Annotated in this window: 22 protein-coding genes; 11 read left to right on the plus strand and 11 right to left on the minus strand. The window is 52.1% G+C overall.

Translation table 11 applies throughout. The annotated features are described in order from the left end of the window. Positions 1–3 precede the first annotated feature (3 nt). The 4 genes from CMUST_RS06670 (at position 4) to CMUST_RS06685 (ending at position 6,126) form a co-directional block, all read left to right on the plus strand. Positions 4–855: a hypothetical protein gene (locus CMUST_RS06670; protein ID WP_047261863.1), complete on the plus strand. Its 852-nt coding sequence runs from the start codon at positions 4–6 to the stop codon at positions 853–855. A gap of 261 nt (positions 856–1,116) precedes the next feature. Beyond that, positions 1,117–4,422, plus strand: a complete 3,306-nt coding sequence (locus CMUST_RS06675) for a hypothetical protein (protein WP_047261864.1) — start codon at positions 1,117–1,119, stop codon at positions 4,420–4,422. Positions 4,423–4,522: 100 nt separating this feature from the next. Continuing rightward, positions 4,523–5,359, plus strand: coding sequence for a hypothetical protein (locus CMUST_RS06680; protein ID WP_047261865.1), 837 nt, complete (start codon positions 4,523–4,525; stop codon positions 5,357–5,359). Between the two features lie 65 nt (positions 5,360–5,424). Then, on the plus strand, positions 5,425–6,126 hold the full coding sequence (locus CMUST_RS06685; RefSeq protein WP_047261866.1) for a hypothetical protein: 702 nt from the start codon (positions 5,425–5,427) through the stop codon (positions 6,124–6,126). Positions 6,127–6,179: 53 nt separating this feature from the next. Here CMUST_RS06685 and CMUST_RS06690 read toward each other — a convergent pair whose 3' ends face one another. Together CMUST_RS06690 and CMUST_RS06695 are read right to left on the minus strand one after the other, a co-directional pair. Continuing rightward, a complete protein-coding gene (locus CMUST_RS06690; protein ID WP_047261867.1) occupies positions 6,180–6,599 on the minus strand; it encodes a hypothetical protein in 420 nt (139 codons plus the stop codon). A gap of 47 nt (positions 6,600–6,646) precedes the next feature. Further along, the gene (locus CMUST_RS06695; RefSeq protein WP_047261868.1) at positions 6,647–7,147 is read right to left on the minus strand and encodes a hypothetical protein; all 501 of its coding nucleotides are present in this window, start codon (positions 7,145–7,147) and stop codon (positions 6,647–6,649) included. Between the two features lie 295 nt (positions 7,148–7,442). On the opposite strand from CMUST_RS06695, the gene CMUST_RS06700 reads away from it, so the two are divergent. The 5 genes from CMUST_RS06700 to CMUST_RS17120 all read left to right on the plus strand — a co-directional run bounded on the left by CMUST_RS06700 (position 7,443) and on the right by CMUST_RS17120 (position 13,607). After that, positions 7,443–8,234, plus strand: coding sequence for a YwiC-like family protein (locus CMUST_RS06700; protein ID WP_047261869.1), 792 nt, complete (start codon positions 7,443–7,445; stop codon positions 8,232–8,234). Positions 8,235–8,450: 216 nt separating this feature from the next. Beyond that, on the plus strand, positions 8,451–9,815 hold the full coding sequence (locus CMUST_RS06705; RefSeq protein ID WP_047261870.1) for a YeeE/YedE thiosulfate transporter family protein: 1,365 nt from the start codon (positions 8,451–8,453) through the stop codon (positions 9,813–9,815). 185 nt (positions 9,816–10,000) lie between these two features. Further along, positions 10,001–12,361 (plus strand): hypothetical protein, encoded by a 2,361-nt coding sequence (locus CMUST_RS06710; protein WP_047261871.1) that lies wholly within the window; start codon positions 10,001–10,003, stop codon positions 12,359–12,361. Between the two features lie 85 nt (positions 12,362–12,446). Continuing rightward, the gene (locus tag CMUST_RS06715) at positions 12,447–13,169 is read left to right on the plus strand and encodes a hypothetical protein (RefSeq protein WP_047261872.1); all 723 of its coding nucleotides are present in this window, start codon (positions 12,447–12,449) and stop codon (positions 13,167–13,169) included. A gap of 303 nt (positions 13,170–13,472) precedes the next feature. Then, the gene (locus CMUST_RS17120; RefSeq protein WP_269082587.1) at positions 13,473–13,607 is read left to right on the plus strand and encodes a hypothetical protein; all 135 of its coding nucleotides are present in this window, start codon (positions 13,473–13,475) and stop codon (positions 13,605–13,607) included. Between the two features lie 115 nt (positions 13,608–13,722). Here CMUST_RS17120 and CMUST_RS06720 read toward each other — a convergent pair whose 3' ends face one another. From CMUST_RS06720 to CMUST_RS17285, 8 genes are all read right to left on the minus strand, one after another. After that, complete coding sequence (locus CMUST_RS06720) at positions 13,723–15,048, minus strand: UDP-glucose dehydrogenase family protein (protein ID WP_047261873.1); 1,326 nt, start codon at positions 15,046–15,048, stop codon at positions 13,723–13,725. After that, on the minus strand, positions 15,045–16,022 hold the full coding sequence (locus CMUST_RS06725; RefSeq protein ID WP_047261874.1) for a phosphotransferase family protein: 978 nt from the start codon (positions 16,020–16,022) through the stop codon (positions 15,045–15,047). The genes CMUST_RS06720 and CMUST_RS06725 overlap by 4 nt, the downstream gene beginning before the upstream one ends. Beyond that, positions 16,022–17,107 (minus strand): phosphotransferase, encoded by a 1,086-nt coding sequence (locus CMUST_RS15925; protein WP_052844569.1) that lies wholly within the window; start codon positions 17,105–17,107, stop codon positions 16,022–16,024. Before CMUST_RS15925 ends, CMUST_RS06725 begins: the two co-directional genes overlap by 1 nt. After that, positions 17,104–18,885: an ABC transporter ATP-binding protein gene (locus CMUST_RS06735; protein ID WP_047261875.1), complete on the minus strand. Its 1,782-nt coding sequence runs from the start codon at positions 18,883–18,885 to the stop codon at positions 17,104–17,106. The genes CMUST_RS15925 and CMUST_RS06735 overlap by 4 nt, the downstream gene beginning before the upstream one ends. Before the next feature lie 8 nt (positions 18,886–18,893). Continuing rightward, on the minus strand, positions 18,894–19,994 hold the full coding sequence (locus CMUST_RS06740; protein ID WP_047261876.1) for a glycosyltransferase family 4 protein: 1,101 nt from the start codon (positions 19,992–19,994) through the stop codon (positions 18,894–18,896). 3 nt (positions 19,995–19,997) lie between these two features. Beyond that, positions 19,998–21,206 (minus strand): glycosyltransferase family 4 protein, encoded by a 1,209-nt coding sequence (locus CMUST_RS06745; RefSeq protein WP_047261877.1) that lies wholly within the window; start codon positions 21,204–21,206, stop codon positions 19,998–20,000. Continuing rightward, on the minus strand, positions 21,203–22,375 hold the full coding sequence (locus CMUST_RS06750) for a glycosyltransferase family protein (RefSeq protein ID WP_047261878.1): 1,173 nt from the start codon (positions 22,373–22,375) through the stop codon (positions 21,203–21,205). The genes CMUST_RS06745 and CMUST_RS06750 overlap by 4 nt, the downstream gene beginning before the upstream one ends. Before the next feature lie 483 nt (positions 22,376–22,858). Further along, the gene (locus CMUST_RS17285) at positions 22,859–23,341 is read right to left on the minus strand and encodes a hypothetical protein (RefSeq protein WP_236690174.1); all 483 of its coding nucleotides are present in this window, start codon (positions 23,339–23,341) and stop codon (positions 22,859–22,861) included. 87 nt (positions 23,342–23,428) lie between these two features. On the opposite strand from CMUST_RS17285, the gene CMUST_RS06755 reads away from it, so the two are divergent. Continuing rightward, positions 23,429–24,184, plus strand: a complete 756-nt coding sequence (locus tag CMUST_RS06755) for an SMI1/KNR4 family protein (protein WP_047261879.1) — start codon at positions 23,429–23,431, stop codon at positions 24,182–24,184. 107 nt (positions 24,185–24,291) lie between these two features. On the opposite strand, the gene CMUST_RS16950 is transcribed toward CMUST_RS06755, so the two are convergent. After that, positions 24,292–25,263 (minus strand): SgcJ/EcaC family oxidoreductase, encoded by a 972-nt coding sequence (locus tag CMUST_RS16950; protein WP_201779228.1) that lies wholly within the window; start codon positions 25,261–25,263, stop codon positions 24,292–24,294. Between the two features lie 208 nt (positions 25,264–25,471). On the opposite strand from CMUST_RS16950, the gene CMUST_RS06770 reads away from it, so the two are divergent. Then, positions 25,472–26,878 (plus strand): DHA2 family efflux MFS transporter permease subunit, encoded by a 1,407-nt coding sequence (locus tag CMUST_RS06770; protein WP_047261880.1) that lies wholly within the window; start codon positions 25,472–25,474, stop codon positions 26,876–26,878. Positions 26,879–26,907: the final 29 nt, after the last annotated feature.

A 26,907-nucleotide genomic window follows, 5' to 3' on the forward strand; every position in this document is an offset into this window, starting at 1 on the left:
AACATGGTTCATACTCTCACACCAAAAGTCACGCCGGATCGGCTAGCACAGGCAGGAAGTAGGCTGCCTGGGTGTGTGGCGTATCCGCTGAGCCCAACGAGTGCGTGGATTGAGTGTGAGCAATTCGCGTTGGAGGTTGTGCTCCATGAGAACGCAACGTTGCTGGAGTTTCGTACCACATGGCCAGGCCCCGCGCGTAAGCGTGATGAGATTGCCGCGGCACTTTCGGGGAGTATGTGGCGCGGAACTATTGTCAGCGACGAGGCCGGTGGGCGTGTGGTGCATCTGTCCTTTGTCACCGATGTGCAGGCCGGATTGAGCGATGAACAGCTCATAGGCTGGCTGGTGTTTGTCCACAACGATGTATGCGTGGTGTTTCATGACCTCAACACCCATTTCAGCATTCTTTCGCCCGCACTCACCCCGCTTGTATGTGCGATCGATGCGACGTTACCCGCGGTCACCCCACGGCGGTGTGAGGAGTTGCTTTCACGGGGTTCCCTCCCCGTTGAGGTGAGTGATGAGGCGTATCAACAACACCGTGAAGCCGAGGGCTTGGGCTTAATAACCGTGAGGTTTACTGGCGAGACGTTGCGGTTATCGTATTGGGACGAATCCGGCTATTACCAAAAGAAGTTCCTCCCTCCTGAAGTGCACGCTATCGTTGTGCAATTGAACCAAGAACCGCACATAGGCGCTATTGAGATTAATGGGTATCGCGAGCTTTTCATCCACACAGTGGTGTACTGCGGGGCGGGAGCCACTGACGAGCAGCTGATTTACTGGTGTGATCACACTCTTGTCCTCATGCATGAACTGGCGTTAAGGCTGCACAGGAAACCAGAGAAACGGTAATGGGTAATGCTGTGGGCGTCGACAAGCAAGAGCACGGGCATATACTGGCGAAACGATTGCAATGTTGGCAATGGGCACGAAAAACAACCCGTGAAGCGATCGTATTGGGGGGAGCTTATTTTGTTTGGGTACTAGCTGCGGGCACGGTGTTTTCTAAGATACGAATGTGTGTTTGGCCATTTTTGGGGGCTTGTGTTAGCCAGCCATGCTACAAAAGGTATGTTTACGTGTTTTCCGCCAAGCATTTAAAGAGAGCATCCTATGACCAAACCCCCTGTTGCACCGCCTAAGCTGCGCAAAGCTGTTGAGATTTTCAAAGAACTCGGCTGGGACGACGCTGAAATTTCTGATGCACCCATCTTGCCCTTAGGGACCCCCGAACAGCAAGAGCTCGTAGTCAAAGGGCTAGAAAAAGGCGCCTGGAAAAAATGGGTGGATGATTCTTACAGCGGCACCACTTACGATCTTGTTCAGGTTAGTCACACCATGCTGGCGCTGTTCGCGATCCGATGTGGGGTTAGCGCCAAGCGAGCGGTGTGGCTTTTGGATTTCGCGGCTGTACGTGAGTGGCCAACTGCTGCCCAGTGTGCGCTTCAACGCGGACCTAAGTATGTGCGCGACGTAATGGCTGGCATTGAGAAGCGTGATCGTTGGGGCGACGACACTTCCGTGGGGGCGTGGGATCTATGTATGTTGTCATTTCTCCTGATCGTTGAAGACTACGGCCTTGATTTTGAAGTCCCTGCGTATCCCTGGTATTTGCGGGATTGGGCCGGGATTGTTGCGTATGCCTTCTATGGGAGGGAGGGGGCATACTTCCAAGGCGAGGTTGACCAGATTCCACCGAAGGAGACGTTGCTTCGCTCCATGCGTGCGCATGTGGAGATGGCTGTGGAGCAGGGAGTTCCGTTGTGGGGTGCGTTGGGGTATGTGCTTCGTGCGGGCTTAGAAAACGGTGTGTTTACAAGAAAAGAGGTGGTTGATTATACGGTGGCGGCGGTGAATGCGCCTGCCCGTCCGAGTGAGCATAAGCGCTGTGTGGAGCTTTTGTGCGGTGACCTTGCGATTACTGATGATGAGATTCGTGCTCATGCGGAGACGTTGGGGGCGTTGATTGCATCGGGTGATGCTGTGCTTATCGACGCCGTGGGGGCGCGGTTTTTTGCTGTTGCGGCTGCTGCTCAGGCGGCAGAAGTGGCGGTGGGTGCGTTGTATGCTTCCACGCAGAAGGCACAATTGGTTGTGTTGCAGGGATTATCGGCCCGTACTGATCTGACGGGGGAGTTGCTGACACCACTTGTGCAGAGATTGCAGGAGCTTGCAGGGGCTCGGAATAAGCAGGTTGTGAAGCTGGCTGCTAGTTTGCTGGACCAGGCGGGTGAGCAGCTAGAACCTGCCACACCGCTGAATGAAATGGAAGCACCAACCGTTACGTGGGAGCCTGTACCGCCGGTGTGGGAGGTTGAGCGTTTTGAGGTGGAGCAGGTCGATGTGGATGCGTTAGTGGCGGCACAGCAGGCAACATCACCGGATAAATATGACAGCGGGCCGAGCTATGACATTGAGCTTGAGCAGTTCTTTGCCATCCTCGTGGCCTTAGCACAAACGGACTTTCAGTCCGCACAGCGCTATATCGATTCCCAAACTGATCACGATGCTCCTTATATACGAACGGTTGGTAGTGATCCGGTTGGGGATCGTGGATTCGCGGTATGGTACAACGTTGGGTCGTTTCCGGTGTTGTTATCGCAGCCTTCTTTTGTGGATTTGCGGATTATGCCAGAGGATTTCTTTGCGCGGTTAGAAACATATCGTTTGGCTGGTGTCCCGGTTTCTTCGAGGGATCTTCTGCTTGCGTTGTGTCGGTTGGATGTGCGTGGGCATGACCTGCATGAGCTTATTCGGCGGGTGAGAGAGTTTCCGTTGCCTTTGCGGTGGTTTGGTGATGAGGAATACCTCGGCACTGTTGCTGATGTTGTGGAGGAATACCTCTGTGAGGAGGAGTTTCTTGCCACGGTGTGGCCCGAGACTGGGTTGATCGATTCAAACGGAGGTTTTGCCGTTCCGAGAGTGTTGGAGCGGTTGGTCAATCATGGTTCGGTCCACTATTTCACTTTCTATGAACCGTTTATTTTCCCGCTCATGGGAGACGGGTTTTTTAAAGAGTTCGGTGCCACGGGCCATAGTACTTTCCAAGGGGCGTGCCTTGCCGCCGTCGCCAAGCAGTTGGCGCGTTGCTCTACGCCGTTGAGTCCTGGTATTGCTATGAATCTGATTGCTGCCCCGCGATTGAATGCTAAGGGCAAGGCTGTGGGGCTTGATGAGGCGATTCGGGCGGCGTGGCGCAGGGGGTTGCTAATCCCAGGTGTTGCTGACATCAACAGCATAGGGTGGAAAAACCCTGTTAAGAGTTTCCATGGGCTGGATGAGGTTTTCCGTGATCTAGCTCATGACGGGATGCTTGCCCTGGTGTGGCCGTTGATGAACGACATTCTTGTTGCGGCTTCTCAAGCGGTGCGTCCACATAAGGGCGCCGGTGAGATTGCGGAGTTGACTGTTGAGCTGTTGCCGAGTGTGCAGCAAGCAGTTGAGGCTGGCGTGGCTGATCCACATGTGTTGGAGTTGCCGGGGATTCGGGCTTTTGGCACAAAGAAGGGCTCATCGAGGTTAGCGGAGGCGGCGCGTGCTGCAATGAAACTTTTGGAGGGTACTACATCACCAGCAGCGGATACTCGCGTTGAAGAGCCTCAACCTGAGGTCGAATTTAGTGGTGAGTTCACAGAGCTATGGCCCGAGAACCGTGGAGAAGGTCCGGCGCGACCAGACACGGCGACTGTTACTTTCGAGGAAATAGAGGACGATGAAAATGCATTGTTCTGGCGCTCGGATGGTCTTTTTGCTGTGGTAAGCGTCCCCGAATACCCAGGAAAGGCATTCCGAAAGTTCCCATTTTCCTCCATCCATCCGTGGCGATTCCACGAACTAAGCAATGGAAAAACCGCAACTCTGCGCGAGGAGCACCTCTGTTTTGATGGTTCAACGTGGCAGCTGGAAAGCGCGCCTGATACCCGCAGCTGGAATAAGGAATTTTATCCTTCTTCGGAGTTCCCGGATAGTTTCCTCTACATTCTGTGCGCCTTCCTTGCGGTGCCGAAAGAGCCAAAGGGCGCTTTCGAAGAACTCGGTCGCCAACTAAATCTGAATACGATTAGTGCTGCAAGTATGAAAGCTGTGATTCCGCGGCTTCTCCAGCTGGACTTTTGGTCACCGGTTCCACTTGTGAAAGCGATTGAGAAAAACCCATCTCACTTGCCAGCACTGTGGCCAAGTCTTACTGAATCCATTGCGGTGGCCGCTGGTTTTATCGATGCGGGCGAGTCCGTGCCAAAGTGGTTGAACAGGGTTCTTGATTGCGCGATCTATCACGCGCCGATTCTGGCCGAGGCAACAAAGCGCGGCAAGATCCCCGCCACGGAGTGGGAGCCGTTGAACCAGATCGCAGAAATGAAGAAGAAGGTGGTGGCCAAGACTAAGGCCAACGAGCTTCGTATTCTGCTTGGCATGTGATTAAGAAAAATCCTGCACAAAGCTAACGTGGCAGCTAGGCGGGGGATTTTTTGAAACGAGTGCGAGAGAGTCAAGGACGGCGGAAAGCGGGGAGACGGTGATGGCGAAGGTGGGTGAGGTGAGCGTCGAGAAGCTTTTCGACGCCGCTGCCACGCTGGGGTATGAAGCGTACGAGACGTGGCCTGTTGGAATGTGCATAACGTTTGATCGGATCAGCCTTGACGTGGTGCTGCATGAAGACGCAGGGTTACTTGAGTTTCGTGCCGAATGGCCAGGGCGGGTGCGTGATGCTGGGAAAGTGGCGGAAGTATTAAGGCAGCGCATATGGCGGGGTCTAGTGTTCCGTGAAGATTCTGGGGCGAAACGGTTAGAAGTCTCACTGATGACCGATGTTCGCATGGGGCTGAGTGCCGAGCAGCTCAAAGGCTGGTTAGTGTTTGTACACAACGACCTGTGCGTGCTGTTCCACGATCTTGGCACCCAGTGTGGGATGCATCAAACCGCGCCGCAACCGCTGAAACGCGAGGTGGCTGTGACACTGCCAGCGGTTATTCCGGAACGCCTTTATGCACTGTTGGCACACGATGGCGGAAAACTTCAGGTGACTGACACTACCTACTACCACGAGCTTGAGGTAGGGGACCGTCGTTATGGAACGATCAGTCTCGATGGTGAAGAATTGCAGCTTGAATTCAGGGATGAAGGTGGCTTGTTTAGCAGCACCTATCTGCCGCAGGATGTTGGGGAGAAAATCGATGAACTAAACCGTAAAACCCATGTCGGAGTGGTGGAGGAGTATTGGGGTGAAATTTCCGCTCGCACCGTTTTTTATTGTGGTGCTGGGGCGAGCGATGAACAGCTTGAATCCTGGTGCGCAGAGACAATGCCGAAGCTAGAAGAACTGGTGGAACACGGTGCCTGCAAACATAACAGCTGAGTTGATCAGCCGAGTGTGGTATACCCCTGCGATACCGCTGTATCGCGAAGGGTTATGGGTTGACTGTGGGAACTACACACTGGGAGCTGCACTGCGATGCAGACAAACAAACGGTGCTGGTTATGGCGGTCATTCCCGCACCCGATGCGACTATGGAGCGGGTGGCGAAACTGGAAAGGTGGGGTCCGTTTCGGTTGCGGCGCGATGGCCAGGGGAATGTGTGCGCCGAGCTCACCATCAGTGTTGTTGGGGGTTTGAGTGATACCCAGCTGGTGGGGTTTCTTACCCATACACGTCACGCGATTCAGGGGATCTACGAAGACTTCCATGCTTCGACCAGCACGGAACCTGTGCCGGATACGCCAGCGCACATGCCGGTGACGGATGCTTATGTAACGGAGCTTATTACCACACACCTTGCGCAGGAATTTGGTGCGGAAAGGTTTGTTTCCCCCTACTACTACCAGGTGAAACGAGCGCGGGACGAAGGTGTGTTTCTTGTGGTGTCGTGCGCACACATCAACTACATAGACCATCTGCCTAGAGCACAGTTGGGTGAGCGGATTGGTTTCTTTAACGATGGGCGAAGCTTCGTGAGGGTGATGCTTACGCCGGAACCATCCATGGACACGTGCGAAGAGATTCAGGCACGCATGTGGTTTTATGTTGGGGCGGGGGCTTCCGACGCGCAGCTTCTTCACTGGCTGGAACACGGGGAGTCTGTGCTGTCAGAAGCCCTCGACACCGTTTGTCAGAAGGCTTATTGAGCAACAAATTGATTCACTAGAAACGGGTGAATGTGGAGGTTTGAGGTGGTGTTTTAGTAGTCGCGGCACCCTACGACTAGTTCGCTTGTGAGGGTTTGGGTAAAGCCAGTGGCCTTGAATGAAACTTCGCCCCACATTGTCACAATTCGCACCGCCCAGCGATCTGAACCTGATGGGTATGTGCCGTTGTATGAAAGATAAAGATCCTCGATTTCAAGTGGGAACGGCGTTTGTTGGAGATTAAGCGAAAGCTCGGAAGGGTCGTGAAAAACGAGGTCGCAAGCCGCGGTGCATTGCTTAAAAGAAACATCGTTAATGGGCACGTGGCCGAAACAATAATCTATATCGAATTTGATATGGTCATGTTCCGGGTGGAAGTTTATCCCATAAATAACCGAATCGTGCCACCCCATGTCCTCATAATCTTCGGTGGTCCAGACTTGTTTAGGCTGTTCAATATAGTCCTCTATCATCTCGTATTCCTTATAAAAGAACCTTTCTTAAGCCGCGTTGTTGCAAGTTACGTTTTCCGCAACGAATAAGCAGTATTACACCAGGTTGGCTCCCCAGTGGCTGTTTGCTCAAAACCGGTGGCGGTGAAGCTTAATACTCCCTCTTGGCATTCGAGGAAAAACTTCTTGCGTTCAGGCTCATTATCCGTGATTTCTTCCCCAGATTCTGGGGTTTCCATCCGAATCGTCCCAATCTCCAACGAAGGATACATACTCGCACATTCGATCACTAGGTCCCGGGTATCAAAAAACACCAAATCGCAGCGCACCACAAGAAACTTTCCCCGCTCGTTCTCGGTTGGCCACTGAAGAAGGTAATCAATATCGAATGTGAGATTCAGGGTATCGTTGCCGATACTTATTCCATGGATGAGGCAATCATGCCAATGTAAGTTCCCGAAATCTGTTACGCCCCACCGAAAAACCTGGGTCCGATCAGCATTGATCTCTGCCACAATATCTACCTCAACAATCGTTGAATACCTACGAAGAGCATAGACCACCAGCATGATCTGATGAGGCTAAAATCGCATGAACATGGCAGCACCCGGATGGAGCCGAATCGGGAACTGGGTAACGGTGATGTCGACAAGCAAGAGTGTAAAATTTGGGCCGTACGCGAAACGGGAATGTGCACGTGGAGAAATCTTCAGCTGGTAGCTGCGTTGACCACATCTACGGAATGTGAGTCGGGGCTGTGGAAACTTAGGTTCTCGTTGTTTTAAAAATAGTGGGATTTTTCACTGCATGAAAATGCACAAGGTCTGCATTTTTGTTAGGTAACACTTACTATAGTGGGAAGCTATGGTGAGGAATGCATTTAAGAACGGGTGGGTGACTGACCAGCACGGATCGTGGGCTATGGGGTTTGCCCCGCTTATCTTTGGCCTGATTATTGCAGATCGTACATGGCTTCATTTTGTTCTTTTGGGGGCGTGGACTTTTGGGTTTTTCTTCTTCGCGGTTGCGGAAAAGTGGTTGAAGTTTCGCTTCAAGCCAAGATATCGACCGGCACTTTTTACCTACGCTGGTCTCACCGCAGTTTTTGGGTTGATACTCATCATCGGAGCCCCGCATCTGCTGTGGTGGAGCGTACTGTATGTTCCCTTGGTCGCGGTTTCCTTCCATCGTGCCTGGCGCAAGCGGGAGCGGGAACTTACTTCTCGGCTGGTGGCTATCGTTGCGGCGGCTATGATTCTGCCTGTTGCGGATAATGTGCCGACATCGGTGGCGTGGTTTACCCCAGGCGGGGTGTCGGTGAAAGCGTGGCTTTTTACTGCGCTTTTGACGATGTACTTTGCTACGACGGTTCCGCTTGTGAAAACTCTCATTCGGGAAAGTGGTTCGCGGGCGTGGTTTATCGGTTCAGTGTGTGCTCATGTTGTTGCCGCTTTGATTGTTGCAGCATTGGCTTTTATTGGTTTTGCTACATGGCCGCACGTGTTGGTGTGGGTGGTTTTGGTTGTGCGTGCGTACGCCCTTCCGGTGATTGCGTTACGACGCGGGAGGCGGTTTAACCCACGGCAAATCGGTCGCCTAGAGATTCTGGCGAGCCTTATGGTGTTTGCCACGCTACCGTTCGGATTCGCCGGTTGACTAAGTGCAGTCAGTGATACGCGCCTATCTAAGGCTGAACTCTAGGTTATTAGTGCGCTGAATTGATTATATTCAACTTCTTATCGATTTTCTTTAGCCAGTATAAGGGGTATTTTTAGACTACTTTGTCTGTTTAGGTATTCAAAAAATAAACAAAGCTGTCTAGTATGTGGTTCATTCCGGGAAGAATACTTGCTGCGAAAGAAGGCTAACCTCATGATCATTACTGGACTGATAGTGGGCATCGTGCTCGGTGCCATCATGCAACGTGGACGGTTCTGCGTCACGGGAATGCTGCGTGACATATTCCTTGCAAAAACGTGGCGCAGTATTGTGGCATTGCTCATCGTCATCACAGTCCACGCGGTGGGGCTGCACGCTCTTGATACCGCAGGCGTAATATCATTGAGTGTCGATTCGTTTGCCCCGGTTGCAGTGGTGATCGGTGGTCTAATTTTCGGCTGTGGCATCGTTCTTGCTGGCGGATGTGCCTCAGGAACCTGGTACCGATCAGGTGAGGGACTTGTCGGTTCGTGGGTAGCGCTGGTGGCCTATGCCACCACGGCTGCGGCCATGAAGACAGGCGTTCTCAGTGGGTTTAATAACTGGCTTCGTGGATATACCATTGAGGCCACCACTATTCCCGAAACCCTAGGGATTTCGTCCTGGTATTTTATCGCTGCACTTATTGCTGTTACTGCCTATGCGGTTGCATACTACCGCAAGCGGGATGCCGGAACTGCCAAAGTGGATTTGCATGTGCAAGGCTGGCGGCGACCGCTGCACCAATACGTCGCTGGTGCTCTAATAGGGGTGATTGGTGTATTAGCTTGGCCGTTGTCTGCCGCAACTGGACGTGACTATGGCCTGGGTATCACTGGTCCTTCCGCGAACCTCACAAACTTTGTGGTTACAGGGGATACTCAATACTTCGACTGGGGTGTCCTGCTAGTAGTAGGTATTCTTTTTGGGTCGTTTGCAGCGGCGCGGGCAACTGGGGAATTTCGGGTTCGCATCCCAGAACCCGAAACAGCAGTACGTGCCCTGGCGGGTGGAATACTCATGGGGATAGGGGCCAGCTTGGCTGGCGGCTGCACGGTTGGCAACGGAATGGTAGAGACAAGTTTGTTTAGTTACCAGGGGTGGATTGGCTTGCTTGCAATCGCGATCGGGGTTGGGGCCGCGTCAAAGATATGGCTGAAACCAACTGCGAAGTCTGCGCGACCTCAACCAGCTGCAGGAGGGCATCTTGATGGTGAACTGTTTGATCGGTTGAAGGCGTTTCAAACGTCGCCTGTTGCGTTGAAACTTCCAGCACCCTCCGCCGTGGGGGTCCGTGAGATTGCCCCTGGGACATATACGCTTGATGCGGTAGGGTCGGTGTGCCCCTTCCCGCTTATCGACGCAAAAGAGGCGATCGCTCACCTTCAGATTGGTGAAAAACTTGTGATTGATTTTGACTGTACGCAGGCCACCGACAGTATTCCACAGTGGGCTGCGGATCAGGGACATGAAGTGGAAAATTTCCACCAGACAGGGGTTGCCGAATGGCAATTAACAGTGGTTAAAGGCGCAACATAGCCGATTGGTATCAATGACTAGAAAAAGATCATGGTGTGCTCAACCCGTAGGTGGTGTGGCTGACCGTGATCTTTTCTTATACCGCAAACCAAAACAAAAGCAGAAGCTACGGTTCGGCGTCGAAAAGCAAAAATAAGGTGCCCTGATGTGGCAGTATGAAAAACACTGCCAACCTTAGGAGAATCATGAAGCCCACAATCCTCGATGCGGTTGCGGTGTATCGCAAACTTGGCTGGGACACCGCCGAACTTAGCACTCTGCCACATATGCCTGTCGGTACCGACGAGGAACAAAAAGTAGCACGTGCTGGACTTGCTACAGGTAGCCTTCTTGGGTTAAACAACGTAAATCGGCTCAATCTACGGCTATTCGCACTCTGTGTCGGGGTGCCACCACGCCACGCAGCGGAGCTTATTGACGCACGTTACACCAATGTCACCGTCGCGTGCATCCGACGCCGTGGCGAAACCTACGCACGCGAACTCGTTCGCGAAATTAGCAAGTTTGATGCGTCGAGCTTGGGTTATCAAAATTGCAGCAGTCCGCATCATGTTGCTTTTACGCTGGTCAACGAAACATATCTGCAGCTGCCTGTTCCTACAACCGTGGGGTATCTTGTTAGCTGGCTGCACCTTGCCGCTCGACACTACGACGTGTCAGAATCTGTGGTTGTTTTTGGCGACCCCAGTCACCTGCCAATAACAGATACGCTTCCTGGGCGAATAGGTGAGCACTTGGAGGTATTCGCTAAATCAGAAGTAGCAAAAACATCATTGTTTTCCAAGGTTGTAATGGCCGCGCTGCAGCAAGGAAATATCGACCGGGCTACGGCATGCGCTGTTTTATTCACCGCACTGGACAATACTACGCGGAAGTCAGACAAAACCCAGTGCGTAAAAGTTCTGCGCGACGAACTTAGCATTACGGATGCTGAACTGTTGACAAACAGCGCTCACCTGATGCCTCTTCTCGAATCCGGTGACGCCGTAATCACCTCGGCTTTTGCGCCTCGACTGCTGGAGATAATTCCCGAGCAAGATGTAACCAACCTGGCGATCGCAGCGCTATGCCAACCCACCCAGAAAACCCAGAAAGCCACTCTCACCGCACTACACTCACGTGCAGACCTTAGCCCTAAAACCATAACTAATCTGCATTCCCAAGTTATTGAACTAGTGAAAAGCAAATATCCGGGCGTGGCAACCCCAGCACAACGCCTCCTTGACAGATGGGGCTATCATAACCCTAACGAGGAAGACCATGGCGAAGATAAAGCGCCATCAGTTCAATGGCTACCAACCCCCAATCTGTGGGCTACTGAACGGGTGAGGTGTGCTGGTTCAACTGTAACGCTGCTAGTGGATGCCGCACGGGAAGCGCTGCGCGATCCACTAACTACGAATCTAGCCACAGAGACATTTTTTGCACTGGCGGTTCAGCTCGCATGGAGTGACCCGGTTGCTGCCAAACGGGCATTAACCGGCTTGCCAAAAGTCGGACGGTTTATCCCACTTCAAGCATGGGCGAAAAACATGAATGTGGCCGAATGCTTCGAACAAGAGCATGATTTTCCCATCGGAGCCCGAGATGGGGAAGCCGCCGCACGGTTAGGCGACATTCCCTGCCTTTTGTCTTCCCCAAGTTTTTCGGATCTTTCTATAACTCTCGCAGATTTTTGCGCTCGGCTAGACACTTTCGAGTTGCATGAACGGTCTGTCGGCGAAGCAGACCTATACCTAGCTCTATGTCGGCTTGTATGCTGTAACAGCAGTCAGCTCGACGAATTGTGTAACTCCACCGTTGCGGTGAAACAAACACTGCCTACCGCGATACGTAGAAAAACACTCTACACAGTGGGCGAAGTTATCACAGAGTTGCTTAGCCTACCTGGGCACACATTTACAGACTCACTCGTGGAAACCACACTACTTCGACCCAGGCTGCAAGTATTGCGGGGCTACGGGCACCACCCTGATTTCACCATCCTGCCCCGATCTGGGGAAGAAACATACCACGTGCTGCGGTGGGCGAAAACTGCCTCGCCCGAAAAACTCAGCGCATATGCCGCCCAGGTGGCATGCTTGGCCAACCCGCTGCCACCTGCTGCATTAATCAACTTTCTGGGGTTGATGCGTCCCACACGCAAGGGAATTGATCCTCGCATAGGAGAAGCTATCATCACTGCATGGCAGCGGGGCTTGTTACGCGAAGAAAACGTAGATGTTCAGCTCTTGGATTGGGGCTTGAAACCACAGGTAAAACCCTTATTAGAACCCCTGGGTGATCTAGCACAAGCCGGATTGGTGGCGATCGTATGGCCCATACTCGATGGATTCCTAGAACATGCCAACGCAATGAGATTATCCGCTGCAACCTGCTCGCTTGTCCTTGATCTGATGCAGCAGTGTTTACCAGCAGATGACATGTTAAAGAAATCAGAACTCAGATTGACAGGGCTTCATTCACACGCGCACAAAGAGTCAAAAGGCAAGACTGTATCTAAGGCTCGTGCGATTCTGCACCAGATTCAATCTGGAAAAGATTGACATACATCGACGAACACAAGTACTCTGGCCCACCTGCCCAAAACCGCAACCAACGAGATCAGGGAAACAAAGGCCAAGGATCACGATGCTTGATAAGATCGCTGAGGAAGCTGTCACACTGGGAATTACACCGCTACCCATATGGCCAACTGCGGTGTGGCTGGATCATCGTGACATGATAATTGAAGCCACAGAATACGCAGACTCCGAAGCAATTGGGTTGAAAACGACTTTCCCTACAAAACTGCGAACAATCGAACAACCCGAGCAATCACCCTGCCGACTTACCCTCGGGACCAGCGACAACGGAGCGCGGCAACTCGTCATCGAGTTCTTCGCGGATATGGTCGTCGGCTATCAGCCAGGCTTGCTGAGCTTTGTCCACCGCGAGTTTAAAATTCTAGCCATTGATCTCGGCATACAACTTCCCGCCATTTCAACTCACCATCGTAACGAAGCATATGATATTGCCAGAGCAAGACATCTCACTACACTTCTAGCTGCCCACGTTGTGGACTCTCCATTGAGCTTTAAGATCGAACCCCATCACGACTGGGTACGGCTCACCTGCCGCAATTACGACGACCGGATGTACGAACGAGCGCGAGTAAAGGTGGCCAAGCAAAAATGCGCACAGCTTAATCAACGGACCGCGCCGGGGCGGGTATTTGTGGAATGGGACGTGGCAGTGACCGCGTACTGGGACTTTTACTACACCAATGCAACCGACACCCAACTGCGGACGTCGCTTGAACGTGGTACAAGCTGCATATCACAGTTGGTTGAACAAGCAAGTAGGTTCGGCTAAGCGCCACAGTATGTTTGGCACCCTGGCTTGGGGGCGGTTGGCGTTGAAGTTGCGGGGTGGAGCATGCAAAAACTCAAGCTAGGCAGGTTAAAGGTGTGGTCTTATTAGAGCAACTCGACCTTTTCATGAATAGGTGGTGGGTTTCATGGCGTGGGAGATGAATAAGTCGAGTACGGAGGTCAACACCCAGCTGGCGGCGTTTTTAATGGGCCTGAAAGGTTAAGAAATCCCGGTTAGTTCAGGGCACAGGGCTAGCAAACACCTAACCGTCTCTTTATTTATTGGGATGAAAAATCTGCGGTTGTGTTTTCTAATACTTTCCGTACGAAAAACCGGGCAATTGGGTACGTGGAAGCTAGAGCTAGGCGGGTAACCGTTCTGGGCGAACACCAACTCGACCTTTTCACTTCCTGGGCGGCGGAATCAGCCGAAGGATAACGAAAAAGTCGAGTTGGTGTTCGCCCAGCGTATTAACCAGGCTTAACCCATGGCAGACATGGCTCCGCTGAACTAGTACTGGAAGATCACCTCTGCACCGTTAAAAACGCGAGCGTCAGTGCCGACCTAAACCGCGATATGACCAGCCGCTGGCCTTCCATTGGTCGGCGTCAAGGGCATTGCGGCCATCAATAATGGCTGGTGTTTTGACAATCGACTTGATGTGTTCAGGGTTAAGATTTTTAAATTCTTCCCACTCCGTCAGCAGCAAAACAAGATCGGCCTGGTCAAGCGCTGTAAGCGTATCGCGCTCAGTGGTCAGGCCAGGATACCGGGATTCAACAGCATGTAGGGCTTCTGGGTCGGTGACTGTAACGTGTGCGCCCAGATCATGCAGGCGAAGCGCGACATCTAAGGCGGGGGAGTCGCGGATATCGTCACTGTTTGGCTTGAATGCTGCACCAAGCACGGTGATCTTCTTGCCCGTCGCACCGCCATTAAGAGCAGCCAACGAAAGGTCTACCACGCGGTCGCGGCGGCGTTGGTTGATTTCGTCTACTTCACGCAAGAACCCGACGGCGTCTTCAACGCCGAGTTCCTCGGCGCGGGAGACGAACGCGCGGATGTCTTTGGGCAAACAACCGCCACCAAAGCCCACACCGGCTTTAAGGAACTGGTTGCCGATGCGCACATCGTGGCCGAGGGCTTCAGCTAGCTGAGTGACATCACCATCAGTGGCTTCACACAGTTCCGCCATGGCGTTAATGAAGCTGATCTTGGTGGCCAGGAAGGAATTGGCAGCTACTTTAACCAATTCAGCAGTCGGATAATTCATGATAAGCCGTGGAGTGTCTGCGGCAAGCATGGAGGCGTAAATCTCATCGAGGGCCTGCTGCCCACGAGCAGCCTCTGCAGGGTCGTCGGAAAGCCCGTAGACGATGCGGTCGGGATGCAGGGTGTCCTGAACGGCGAAGCTTTCGCGCAGGAATTCCGGATTCCATACGAGGGTGAGTTCCTGCGGTGCGATGCGGGCGGCAAGCTTTTGTGCGGTGCCCACTGGAACGGTTGATTTACCTACTACAACTGGTGTTTTACCGGATTTTTGCACCGCGTCTAGGATCATGTCGAAGGCTGAATCTACATAGCTTAGATCCGCAGCACCGCTGGTCGCAGATTGGGGAGTGCCAACGGTGACGAAGTGAACATCAACATCAGCAAGCTCCTCTAGTGCAGGGGCAACGGCAAACCGAAGTTTGCCGGAGGCGAGGCTTTGCTGCAGGATTTCTTTGAGTCCGTCCTCGTAAAACGGAGTGTCGCCCTTATTAAGGGATTCTATTTTGGCGGTATCAATGTCGACACCGATGACGTCGTGGCCGAGTGAAGCCATACATGCAGCGTGGACGGCACCGAGGTAGCCGCAGCCAATTACTGAAATCTTCATGGTTGTTTCTCCTCTAAGGTGTGGGAAATCCACTGGTTAAGAAAGGGTTGTGCATTAGGTCGGAATGCGTATACGCAGCACAGTCGCAGGCGGGCGGATTGGGTGTAGGCACGCAACCGAGAACGGGAAATCTTTAAACGGTGTGCAAGCAAGGCGAGTTCTTTTATGATCAGCGCTTGAGTTTCATGGGAGTAAACCCCCTGGTATCCACGCAGTTCAACATGGGCAAGCAAATTGCCCACATCCAGTGCTGCTTCACCGTAGGCGGCGGTATCTAAATCCAAAACGCTCACTGTTGTGCCGTCCCACAGCAATTGCTTGTCGTGCAAATCCCGGTGTAACAAAACAGGATCATCGGGGGTTTGGTTAAGCGCTGTAGCTAGCTTTTCGACGCTTAACCGCAAGACGTTTAGCACTGATACAGGTAGTGCCTGATAGCTATCAACTAGGTTAATCCAATGCTGAAGTGTGGCGAGCTCTTCCATCGCACCATGAATCGGAAGTTCCACACCCACAGTGTGAGCAAAATTGGGCCACAATTCGGCGAATTTCCGCCAGCCAGGCAAGGAAGCATCGCCAAGTTCCATGAGGGTTCTGCCACCAAGCAACGAAAATTCGATGGTTGACCCAGTTTCCCCCAAAACCTCCGCAGCACCTAATCCTGCCGCGACAGCGATGGCCGACAAGTCCGGCGGTGCGGCTTTAGCGAAATGTTTTATGGCTCTTCCGTTATTAATATCAATGACAACGGCTCGCCGATGTAGCCGGTGCACCACCAAACCTGGGTGGGGCCTAAGTTCTGGAAGTTTAGGGTCGGTGCCAAACGGCACGATCGAAACATTACCGCTGGCATCAACTTCACCAGCGCGCAACTGGCCGTCGACAAGCTGCTCAAACGTGAGGCTATAATTCTTCACGTTTGGCCAGGCACGTAGCACATCAGGAAGATTGAAGAGCACATCAAGAGGTTTCATCACAGCGCCTCCTCAATGCGATCAAGTCGTTGAGCGATCTGCGAACGCCAGTGTGGCGAAGCGGCGCGCAGTGGCTGTGTTAACCGCATGAGCTCTGCATGAACTTGGGCGGTACGAATATCGGAGGCAGACGGAAGAGCGGCTACTGAAGCATAAGCATCAAGAAATAGATCGTGATGCGTTGGATCGATAGCTGCCAAATAAGAACCAATATCGAAGGCCGCAGGTCCACAATGCACCCGATCGAAATCGCTGAACCACAATTGGCCACTCGTGGAATCGTAAAGGATTTGATCTGGGGTGAAATCGCCGTGGAGTAAAACCGGGTCGGTTTTTTCGAATCTTGGAACATTAATACCAGCGACTCGGGCGGCCAGCCCGGAATCTAAAGACTCTAAAATTCCCACGTGGGCACATAGTTGGTGCCGCACATCAGGGCCAGCGGCAACAATATCCGAAGGAACCGTGCTTCCCAACGCATGCAGCCGGGCAAGTGCTGCACCGACCTCGGCGGTGGCCGACTCATGTGGGTTATGTTCCAAATCCGTGTCGCCAACAAAATCGACAACACTTAAGAGTGGGTTTGAACCGTCATCATGTCGTGTTTGAGTGGGGACCGCAGTGGAGAGAAAATCATGCATCTGTTTTGGTGGCGTACCGGCGGTATTGATTCGCCACACTTTGTCACCCACTCGGAAAACCACTCGACGCGCAGGGTTGTACCGAAGAATTTTCCCGCCACGTACCTCGGCGGGCAACGGGCGCAGCAATGTGCTCAACTTGGGATCAGCATTCACTTCCCCCGTTTGGAGGATGAAATCGTTCGATAACTCAATCGTGCGTACATCCAGCTGCAGTTTTTCTGCTAGTTGCTGCGCTTTTTGGGCTTTTTTGTGGCTGGTTGGCCACAAAACCCGGACCCAACCGAGAATCTGACGGGTATCTGGTTTGCGGAGCGAAGCAACAAGAGATGTCGCGGGCTTAATGCGCATCCATTCTGCTTTCACATTCTGGCCGAGTTTTTCACTGAGCCAAGACGCATCAGTGAAACGATCAACCAGCGACACCGTGGTGGGGATCATCATTGAAAATCCTCCTTGGAATCGACCCAGTTTCGGAAGGCTCCGCTGAAGGAATAAAGTTCGCTAGGGGAGCCGTCGAGAAGCACCTTGCCGTTTTCAAGCCACACGACACGATCAGCACGCAGCGCAACCTCCGCATCGTGGGTAACAGCTAGAGTGGTGCGGCCTGAAACAAGCTTCTCGATGGCTTCAAGTACCAGCCCAGCTGACTCAGGATCAAGCCCTGAGGTAGCCTCGTCAAGAATGACGATGGGCGTATCCCGCAAAAGCGCACGTGCGATGGCCACGCGTTGCCGTTGTCCGCCGGAAAGAGTTCCGCCACGTTCGCCAACAACGGTGTCATAGCCCTTGGGCATTGCGGTTATGAAATCATGGGCGTTTGCAGCCTTGGCGGCTGCCTCGATGTCGGCGTCAGTGGCGTCGAAACGACCATAGCGAATATTTTCGCGAATGGTGCCTGCGAACAAGACGGCTTCTTGGTGCAACAACGATACGTGTGCCCGAAGATCTGTAAGGTCAAGGCTGGTGAGCGGAAGACCGTCGATGCTTACTGTACCTTTTGTGGGATCAAGGGCACGCACCAAAAGGGAGACGAGAGTAGATTTTCCAGCACCGGAAGGGCCGATGATGGCAACGGTTTCGCCAGGGTGGATAGTTAGATTAAGGCCGCGCAGTACTTTCGTCGCCTCGTAATTAGTGTGTATGTCGTCAAATGTGACCAAACCTGAAACATTGTCGCCAAGCGGAACGGGATGTTCAGGGGATTTGATGTCAGATTGAAGCTCCATCAGATCTGCGACACGTTCACCAGATGCGGTTGCGCGTGCAATTCTGCCGGTGTATTTTGCCATATCGCGCAGCGGTTTCATGGTGGTACGCAGGTACGTGGTGAATAGAACCAGGTCGCCGAGAGTCATTGCGCCATCTAGTACCCGAAGCCCGCCGCCAACTAGCACCGCTGCGGAAGCTAAACCTACGATTACATCGGTACTGCGTTCCAGGCGTGCGGCAAGGCGTCGGCTTTTCACCCCAGCGGTTAGCGAAGTTTCATTCGCGCCAATGAACCGATCAGCGATCAGCGATTCCAGGCCGTAGGCTTGCACGATCTTTATTGATGAAAGGGACTCTTGTGCAGTGTTTGCCAATTGCCCTTCAGCTTTTCGGGTCTTGCGTGCGGCGACAGCGATTTTATGCGAAGCGCCTCTTGATGTAACGAGGAACAGGACCATAGCAATCACCACTACCAGCGACAATAGTGGATCAAGCACCATCATTATGATGAGCATCACTATCAACGTGATAACGTTCGCCAGAAGTGGCAACCCTGCGGTAACCGCGACTTCCTGCATGCGATTGACGTCCGAGACAAGGCGCTGCACGGTATCTGCACTGCGGTTTTGAGAATGGAATTGTTGGGAAAGTCCTTGTACGTGCTGAAAAATACGGGCACGTAACAGTGTTGAAGCGCGAGAACCTACCAGCGCAAAAGCCACCGTCGCCAAGTAATTACACAGCGCACGCATCGCGACCACAAGTATCAACGCCGCGCCACAGACCAGCAATAACTGCAACGAAGCTGGTGATTCCGCTATGTCTGCACCTATAGATACAGACAATGCATCAATGACGAACTTCAATGGCCAGGGTTCAAGTACGCGGAAAACAACTTCAAGAAGCAGCGCCACAACTCCGCCCGCGATTAATTTTCGTTGGGGTTTAACGTCGGGCGCTATGAGTTTCAGTGTGCGTTTGAGCGCAATTTTCTTCATTCGGTTACGCATAGTTGACCCTATTCCGCCAGTCCCGCGTGTTGGAACATGGTGTCAACGACGCTTGCCCAACTGTGTTTTTCGAGTGCGCGCTCTCTAGCTAGCTGACCATAGTGGGCGGTCAATTCTGGGCTGTGTGCTAAAGCGTCGATCGCCTGTGCCAGGGCATCGGAATCTGAAGGCGGTACGAGAACACCCACCCCATCAAGCACCTTCGGGATTTGGCCGATTTCAGAGGCAACAACGGCAAGACCCGCAGCCATGTATTCATACACTTTCAGTGGTGAAAAATACTCCTGATTTTCGGGATAAGGTGCAACGCCGATGCTTGCCCCAGCCAAGTAGCTAGGCATCTCTTCCGGTGCAATCGCACCACAAAATTCCACATCAAGCCCCAATTCGGTGGCTTTTTTCGTTAAATTTTCCCGTTCGGGGCCGTCACCGATGATGCGTAACTGCCATGGGCGTGTAGCCTGCGCAGCCGCTTCCAGTAATACCGATACGCCGTGCCACGGTTTCAAGGTGCCGACGAAAATAACCACTGGTGCCTTTGATGGGTCAATTTCTTGAGGGTGGATTCGGTTAACGTTGACCCCGTTCGCGACGGTAAACGCAGTTTCCGTATGGGTATGATCTACAACCCACTGCCGAACTGGAACTGACACACAGATTGTGGCAGCTGCAGCTTTTACCTGGTTTTTAAGCGCTGTATAGGCGTAGTCTTCTGATACTAATTCGCGGTGGGTACGTTGTTCGTCGATAAGCGGTGCGTTTACCTCAAGGATGCCAGGCAGCGCGCTTTCGGCGATGACCGTGCTAAACAGAGAATAACGTTCGTAGATGAGATCGAAGTTTCCAGCAGAAATAAGCTCAATGAAGCGGGTGCTGGCATCAATTTGGGCTTGCTCTCGTGCCGCAGCATCGTCTTTAGCCACCGGAATTTCAACGACATCTAGGTCTGTTAGATCGGCAGGAACATCCGCGCCGCGTTTGGTGGTGAAAACTGTGACATTATGGCCGCGTGCGAGCATTTCACGCACGACTTCTTGGATATGAACGCTAGCCCCTTTAGTCCCAAAAACGGGAATGCCAGGGTCAACGCTGACGTATGCAATATTCATGTTTTAAGCTCCTTGGGCGGATTCCCACTGCGACAATGTTCGAGCTTGGCTCAAGCTGTCAAAGTGCTTTTCGACGAGTAACCGGGCGTTTCTACTTAAAGCGAGACCATCTACCTCACCAGTTGCGCACTTTTCTAGGGCTTCTGCGAGGGCAGGAACATTGCCGGGTTCAAGAAGCAGTCCAGTGTCGTCATTGCGGACAACCTCCGGAATTCCGGTTACGGCTGTAGAAATAACGGGAGTGCCACAGGCCATTGACTCTAAGATCACGGTGGGTAACCCGTCGATATTGCCATCGGTACCTGGCACACAAGGCGCTGCAAAAACGTGGCATCGGCGCAGCAAATCACGCACTTCTTCTTGGTTTAGTGGTCCCAACATGGAGATGGAATCTTTAAGATCAAGATCCTTGATTTTCTGGGATAGTTCTTCCTTTAACTCGCCACTACCACCAAGGAAGATCTCTAATGGTATGCCTTTTTCTTTCAGCATTGCCGCGGCTTCGATTAGGTCGCCAAATCCTTTCTTCGGCACCAAACGTCCCACAGCCGCGACTTTGAGCGGTTCAGACAACTCAGGCGGCTTATGGTACGGGAAGCGATCAAGCTCCAATGCGTTGTATTGGAGGCTAATGTTTGCACCCGTGCCGTCAAGAACCTGTTGCAAGTAGTTGTGATTGTATTGACTGATCGCAATAACCCGATCTGCATCAGCACAGATACGACGTAGCCAGTCCATGTTCACGCTATTGTGGAAAATATCTTTGGCATGTGTGGTTACCGTGTACGGAATGCCAGTCAGCCGAGAGGCGACCCAAGCCATGCGGCCAGCAAGCGCTGCGAAATGCGCATGGAGATGGGTAATTCCTTCTTCCTTGGCCTTTATCGCTAGCTCTATACCTTGAGAAACATCACTGAAACCTAACGTGGCAAGCTTAGGAAGAATTTTGTGGAAATTCTGCGCAATTTCGGGGTCCTTGATGGCACCGCCGATGCGCAGCCAGAAATCCTCTGCACCGAATGGTCGACCTATCCATTTCACCTCGGCGCGTACCCGAGCTAATTCTGGATGGAAGCGAGCATCGGTGGTGGGGCGAAGTGCGAAGATAGTCAGTTCGTCACCAATTGCCTCACGTGCAAGGATTTCTGTGACGATAAAAGTTTCGGAGAACCGAGGATAGACCTTGAGCACATAGCCTATGCGACCAGTCATGACATTACCTCCACCCGGTCACTGCTAAACAGCTCTGCCGTAAACTCTGCGGCTTTAGTAAGTCCTTTTCGGGACACTGATGAGCGGTTAACGGTACGAGTAACTGCAGTTTTGACCCATTCACTGAGCCCTTGGGTTTCCAAATCCTTCATTCGGGTGTATTCGACCATCCCGACTGTTGCGAGAGAGCGGGCCCGAATCAATTGCTCTAGGCGGGGCACTTCACGAGGGACGATCATCGCGGGGGTGTCGGTGGCTAAGATTTCCGCGATGGTGTTGTAGCCACCCATTGAGATAACAGCCGAAGCTCGATCAATCTGGCTAGCTAACCCTGGCCATGACTTAATTACTTTTACCTCCGGCCGGTTCTCGGCCGCGCGGGTAAGTAACTCAAATTGGTGCTCGTCCAGTTGGGGGCCAGCTACCACTACATGCTGGTGTCCTGCTGGCACCGCAATATCTACTGCTATTCGGGCAAGCCCGAAACCGTCTTCACCGCCTCCAACTGTGGTGAGAATGAAAGGCTTTGCCGCGATGTCGGAATTTCGGTCAGTGATGTTTCGACCTTTGGATAAATAACCCGTGAACTTCACTTTGTCCGCCAACGCCAGAGGTATTTCGCCAGAAACTACTGGATCATGGACGTGTTTGTCGCCGTACACCCAAATCGCGTCGATGAGGTCATAAACTATGTCAATGTCGCCGAGTCGATCCCATTCCGCGAGCGCAACTTCGGGGGAATCAAGGATCTCGCGCATCCCCAGAACTATATGTGTGTCAGGGTGACTTTGTTTCAACGCGATCAGTGGTGCCTTTAGCTCTTGCCACACCCCAAAGATATGCCGATCAACTACCACGATGTCGGGCTGGAAGCTTAACAGTGTGGCGGAAATTATCGCGGAGCGTAGTTCGATGAGTCGCGAAGTCTCTTCATTGAGATTGCGCGCTTGATAGCCGTTTTCGCCCTTGGAAATGCCAGGTACCGCCACCCAATCAAAACCGGCTGGCAGCGGGAATAAATGAGAAGGTGCGAGACCGGATAGCAGTAATCCAGACACGTTTGGGATCGTTTTGGCTATGTGATGCGCGATCGCTAAATTACGGCGCACGTGGCCTAGTCCTTGCGAATCGTGACTATACATAAGCACACGAATGGGGGTGGAGGTCATGGTGATGAGCCTTATCTAAAGAATCCTGCACCTTGAGGTTTGGTGCAGTGGTGGAAAGTGGGATAAACGCTAATAAATGAACGTTTTTACGTTTTAAATGATTTTTCTAATTAATCAGACGTCTGCTGATAGTTTAAGTAGATCATTTGCGTACGTGCAAATTCGCTTTTGTGCAACATGAAAGCCGGATACTGTCTGCTGTACCAATGAAATCTGCCGTTCTTCCAGCTCAGGGGCTATTATTTATATGATTATTTGGTATCGCTTACCAATATTTACGTTTTTGGCTTTGGTCTGATGACCGGCAATTATGAAGTGAAAGTGAACCAAAAATGAAGAATGTGATGTTCAGCATATTAGTGGAGTTTTTGGTCGAATCGGCGTAACCTGTGTTGCCGCGTTATTGATAACGCTTTTTTAGTTGGAGATTTCTACTTCATTTCTTCCAATAAAAGAATCAATAAGAGGGGCCCGTAGCCTCACTCAATTATGCGAAGCATTTAGTGCTGAAATTCCTGGGGGATCATGCAAACCTACAACAAGACGTGCAACCAGAATGGGTATCTGAACCCAACTCGACTTATTCCCGGTGTGGTAGTCGGAATCGTCGTCTGGAAAAGGGATAGGTCGAGTCGGGTTCAGAGTCAAAGGGTGGCGACGCACCCTGAGGTGGACAGCAAGCTGGGCAGCGGTTGCGGCAGGTGCCGCGTATACCCTCGGCCTGCATTCGGATGGCACCGTCATTTGCGTGGGTGATAATTCCTGCAGGCAGTGCGATGCTGGAATGAGGTAAAGAGCATTGCTTGTCGACGCCGCAAGCACCACCCGTGGTTCATGGGTATCCTGCCGCTGCGGAAAACCTGGTGCCGCATAGGAACGTACTTCGATAGAGCTTAAGGTGACTACATGACACCTGTTGGCGTCGAAAAGCCAGGTCCCGCGAATATATTGTTGTTTTAAGCACACCGGTTTGGGTGTGCGATATTTATCGGCTCTCGTTACTGTGGTGAACTAAGGCAACAGGAAATCAGATGCGCATAAAGGAAAATCTATATGACTTTGTCCATTGTGGAACATGTTGCCGAGGTTGAATCGCAGCTTGGCTGCCCACTGCCCCAGGATTATCGGGAGTATCTTCTTAATTCAGAAAATGCGAATTCTGCTATCACCAGGTTCTTTATGAAACCCGATGAGCGGCTACATTGGGGAGCCGATTTCCCGTTCGCGGCCAATAACCCACCGATGTGGGAGAATCCTGACTTTGTCGCAGGATTTGAAGAACTAGAAGACGAAGCAGAAATTGACCAGCTGTACGACAAACTGGGGGAATATCTTACGCAGCGATATGAAAAACCGGCTACCCAGGGTGTTGTGTTTGTTAGTGATGAAGGCTGCGGGGAATACACCATTTTTGTTTTGCGGGGCGTGTCACGCGGCCAACTGTGGTGTTTTGATGTCAGCTACGAGGGGGCACTGATCACGCCACGTCTGCATCCAGTAACTAGGCAACCACTGGATTTTTCTCAGTGGTTGGGATTGCAGCGTGATCCGTATCGGTTGACTGCGGTGCCGAAAAAGCAAGCAGGAGGGTTAAGTTTCGCTCGAATCAGTGGTGAAGGGAAGACCGCTATGCGGTATCATCTCGCCCGAGGGGAATTAACGGGGATTACCGAAACACAGATCGCGAAATTGAAGCGGGTCGCGGATATCCCAGAAACAGCCAAGTTCTTAGATCCTTACACCAATACCTGGCAACCGCTGCGCGTTGGATACCCAGTAACGTGGTCATACGGTATTACCAAGGTTTAAGCACTTGTAATGTGAGAGCAAGTCCTGGGGGCAAAGCGAGTGGAAACACCGGAGTAGTTGCAGTCTATTCCGGTGTCTTTATGTAATCGTGGGATAGGAATACGGGTTTATTTCTCCGGCATTACGGAAGAATGATGGCTGGAAATCTTCCATTGGTTGCCATCCCATTTGTAGGTGTAAGTAAAACGTGCCGCTGCGGAAGCTCCGTCCGCATACGCGAAGGTATATAGTCCGGAGTCGGTCGCGGTGTTGCAGCCGCGAGTAATCCAACGTTGATTGATAGTTCCTACGGGTTTCTTCTCAAGGAAGTGTTCGAAGTAATCCTCCTTTTCTGTTTTTGTAAACCGCGTTTTATTGGAGACGGTGGGGAGCAGGATAGAATCCTCGCCGTATAATTCCGCAACTTGGCCAGCGTCTCCGCTTTCTAATGCGGCGTTCCAGGTATCAAATAACCCGGTAATATCTGAGTCCTCTGCGACTACACAGTTCTCGCCGCCAAGATCGGGTTTCGGCGAAGCAGTAATTCCGGTTGCGGCAGGCTGATTAGTATCAGCGCCTTCTTCTGGCATGACGGATGAGTGATGGGTGGTGATTTTCCATTCGTCATCTTCAAGCTGATATATAAACGTGTACCGCGCTGGAACCTTGCTGCCATCGGCATAGGTGAATGTGTAGGTACCAGCATCGATAGCTTGGTTGCAGTCGATCTCGATCCAGCGTTCGTTTACAACTGCTGACGGTTTCTTTTCGAGCCAATGTGTGAAGTAGTCCTCTTTTTCCTCAGGCGTGAGTCGTACTTGATTTGAGACGGTGGGCAGCAATACGGATTCTAGGGCGTAGTTTTCTACTACTTTCTTTGCATCACCGCTTTCTAAATCTGCATTCCATTGGTCGAATAGGGCGGCGATGTCTGTTTCGGTGGTAGCTTCGCAGGACTCGTCTTCAAGGCCGTTTAAGGCGGCGGATGTAGTGGCGTCAGGAAGGCTGCTAACGGTTGAGTCCACGGAGTTGGTTTCGCTACATCCGGGCAGAAAGAGCGCCAACCCCAGTATGCAACTGATAATGAGTTTTGGCTTCATGGGAGACCCCTTTGGGTGGCGGATAAAAATAATAAAACATTATCAAAGTTATATTCTTATTATATAGCAGTATTGCTGTAGGCTTAATGTTTTGCGAAGGAAACTGCCTGATTGTGGGCATTGTCACCGTTCCAATTGCTTTTCGACGATCGTCCGTGGCCAGAAAGCTGTGTTTTCCGCATGGGCGCTAGCGCGTAGAATCACTGCAATGACAAATCCTGAATCGACACCCGTTACGAGTGAGACTCATGCGTGGAAAGCGCTAGGGGCGTTATGCATTGGGTTCTTTATGATCCTGCTGGATCAAACCGTTGTGGCAGTTGCGACTCCACAGCTGCAATCGCAGCTAGGTGCATCACTTAATCATGTGGTGTGGGTAACTAGTATTTATCTATTATTCTTCGCGGTTCCGTTATTGGTCTCTGGGCGGTTAGGCGATAGATTTGGTCAACGGAACGTATATCTAGTGGGGCTGACCATATTTACATTAAGTTCGTTAGCATGTGGACTATCACCGACCGTCGAAATGCTCATTCTATCCCGTGCCATGCAGGGACTAGGCGGCGCACTCATGGGGCCGCAAACCATGAGCGTGGTCAATAAACTTTTTGCTCGGAATCGTCGCGGCGCCGCAATGGGGGTATGGGGAGCAGTGGCGGGGCTGGCATCGTTATTAGGGCCGATTGTAGGTGGGCTCATTGTTGGAACTATTGGTTGGCAGTGGGTGTTCTTTATCAATGTGCCACTGGGAATACTATCTTTCGTCTTGGTTTATCTTTGGGTACCTACATTTGAATTAACCACCGGGAAACTGGATTTCCTCAGCGTGATCGTATCAATCGCGGCCATGAGTGCACTTGTATTCGCCGTGCAACAAGGCCCAGAACTTGGTTGGCCGACATGGATTTGGGGCTTGTTGGTACTTGGCATCGTACTCATTGGGCTTTTTATCTGGCTGCAAAAAACCGCAGACCGCCGTGATTCTGCCGCGCTGATCCCCCTGTCTATATTCAATATCAAGAACTTTTCCCTAGGTGCATTTTCAATCTCTGCGATGGGATTCGCAATTGGTGGCGTAATGCTGCCCATCATGTTGTTTTTACAGCAAGGCCACGGGCTTTCTGCGGAACAGGCCGGATTCATGCTGGTTCCGATGGCTATACTGTCGGGCGGCTTGGCACCATGGGTGGGCAAACAATCTGACCGAATGCACCCACGAATCCTGTCAATGATCGGATTCGGCTGTATGCTGCTTGCTGCCGTCTCGCTAGTCATAGTCATGCGTGACGGGGTGGACATGTGGTGGATTCTTATTCCAATTGTTCTTCTGGGCTTCGGGAATGGATTTGTGTGGTCGCCAAATTCCGCAACCAGTTTGCGGGATCTACCGGTTCACCAGATTGGGGCAGCTTCAGGCGTTTATAACACCACACGGCAACTGGGTTCCGTCATGGGGGCAGCAGCAGTCGGGGCAGCTATGCAGATTGGTGTTGCCAACACGGATTTTGCCACTGCGATGGGCAATTCAATCATTGTCGTGGCGGTGGTTCTGTTTACTGGGCTGATAGCCGTGTCCCGTTTTGAAAACAAAGTGCACACCCGTGAAGCGTCGTAAAGCATAACCAATTACTGACACCCAATCGT

This window comes from Corynebacterium mustelae, from assembly GCF_001020985.1.
In the GTDB taxonomy this organism is placed as follows: domain Bacteria; phylum Actinomycetota; class Actinomycetes; order Mycobacteriales; family Mycobacteriaceae; genus Corynebacterium; species Corynebacterium mustelae.

Excerpts from the sequence above, each read along its gene's own strand:
- CMUST_RS06740 (WP_047261876.1), bottom strand. The coding sequence starts at position 19,994 with ATGAATATTGCATACGTCAGCGTTGACCCTGGCATTCCCGTTTTTGGG.
- CMUST_RS06715 (WP_047261872.1), top strand. The coding sequence starts at position 12,447 with ATGCTTGATAAGATCGCTGAGGAAGCTGTCACACTGGGAATTACACCG.
- CMUST_RS06670 (WP_047261863.1), top strand. The coding sequence starts at position 4 with ATGGTTCATACTCTCACACCAAAAGTCACGCCGGATCGGCTAGCACAG.
- CMUST_RS06735 (WP_047261875.1), bottom strand. The coding sequence starts at position 18,885 with ATGCGTAACCGAATGAAGAAAATTGCGCTCAAACGCACACTGAAACTC.
- CMUST_RS06745 (WP_047261877.1), bottom strand. The coding sequence starts at position 21,206 with ATGACTGGTCGCATAGGCTATGTGCTCAAGGTCTATCCTCGGTTCTCC.
- CMUST_RS06750 (WP_047261878.1), bottom strand. The coding sequence starts at position 22,375 with ATGACCTCCACCCCCATTCGTGTGCTTATGTATAGTCACGATTCGCAA.
- CMUST_RS06755 (WP_047261879.1), top strand. The coding sequence starts at position 23,429 with ATGACTTTGTCCATTGTGGAACATGTTGCCGAGGTTGAATCGCAGCTT.
- CMUST_RS15925 (WP_052844569.1), bottom strand. The coding sequence starts at position 17,107 with ATGATGATCCCCACCACGGTGTCGCTGGTTGATCGTTTCACTGATGCG.
- CMUST_RS06695 (WP_047261868.1), bottom strand. The coding sequence starts at position 7,147 with ATGCTGGTGGTCTATGCTCTTCGTAGGTATTCAACGATTGTTGAGGTA.
- CMUST_RS06700 (WP_047261869.1), top strand. The coding sequence starts at position 7,443 with ATGGTGAGGAATGCATTTAAGAACGGGTGGGTGACTGACCAGCACGGA.
- CMUST_RS06710 (WP_047261871.1), top strand. The coding sequence starts at position 10,001 with ATGAAGCCCACAATCCTCGATGCGGTTGCGGTGTATCGCAAACTTGGC.
- CMUST_RS06705 (WP_047261870.1), top strand. The coding sequence starts at position 8,451 with ATGATCATTACTGGACTGATAGTGGGCATCGTGCTCGGTGCCATCATG.
- CMUST_RS06690 (WP_047261867.1), bottom strand. The coding sequence starts at position 6,599 with ATGATAGAGGACTATATTGAACAGCCTAAACAAGTCTGGACCACCGAA.
- CMUST_RS06680 (WP_047261865.1), top strand. The coding sequence starts at position 4,523 with ATGGCGAAGGTGGGTGAGGTGAGCGTCGAGAAGCTTTTCGACGCCGCT.
- CMUST_RS06770 (WP_047261880.1), top strand. The coding sequence starts at position 25,472 with ATGACAAATCCTGAATCGACACCCGTTACGAGTGAGACTCATGCGTGG.
- CMUST_RS06725 (WP_047261874.1), bottom strand. The coding sequence starts at position 16,022 with ATGAAACCTCTTGATGTGCTCTTCAATCTTCCTGATGTGCTACGTGCC.
- CMUST_RS06675 (WP_047261864.1), top strand. The coding sequence starts at position 1,117 with ATGACCAAACCCCCTGTTGCACCGCCTAAGCTGCGCAAAGCTGTTGAG.
- CMUST_RS06720 (WP_047261873.1), bottom strand. The coding sequence starts at position 15,048 with ATGAAGATTTCAGTAATTGGCTGCGGCTACCTCGGTGCCGTCCACGCT.
- CMUST_RS16950 (WP_201779228.1), bottom strand. The coding sequence starts at position 25,263 with ATGAAGCCAAAACTCATTATCAGTTGCATACTGGGGTTGGCGCTCTTT.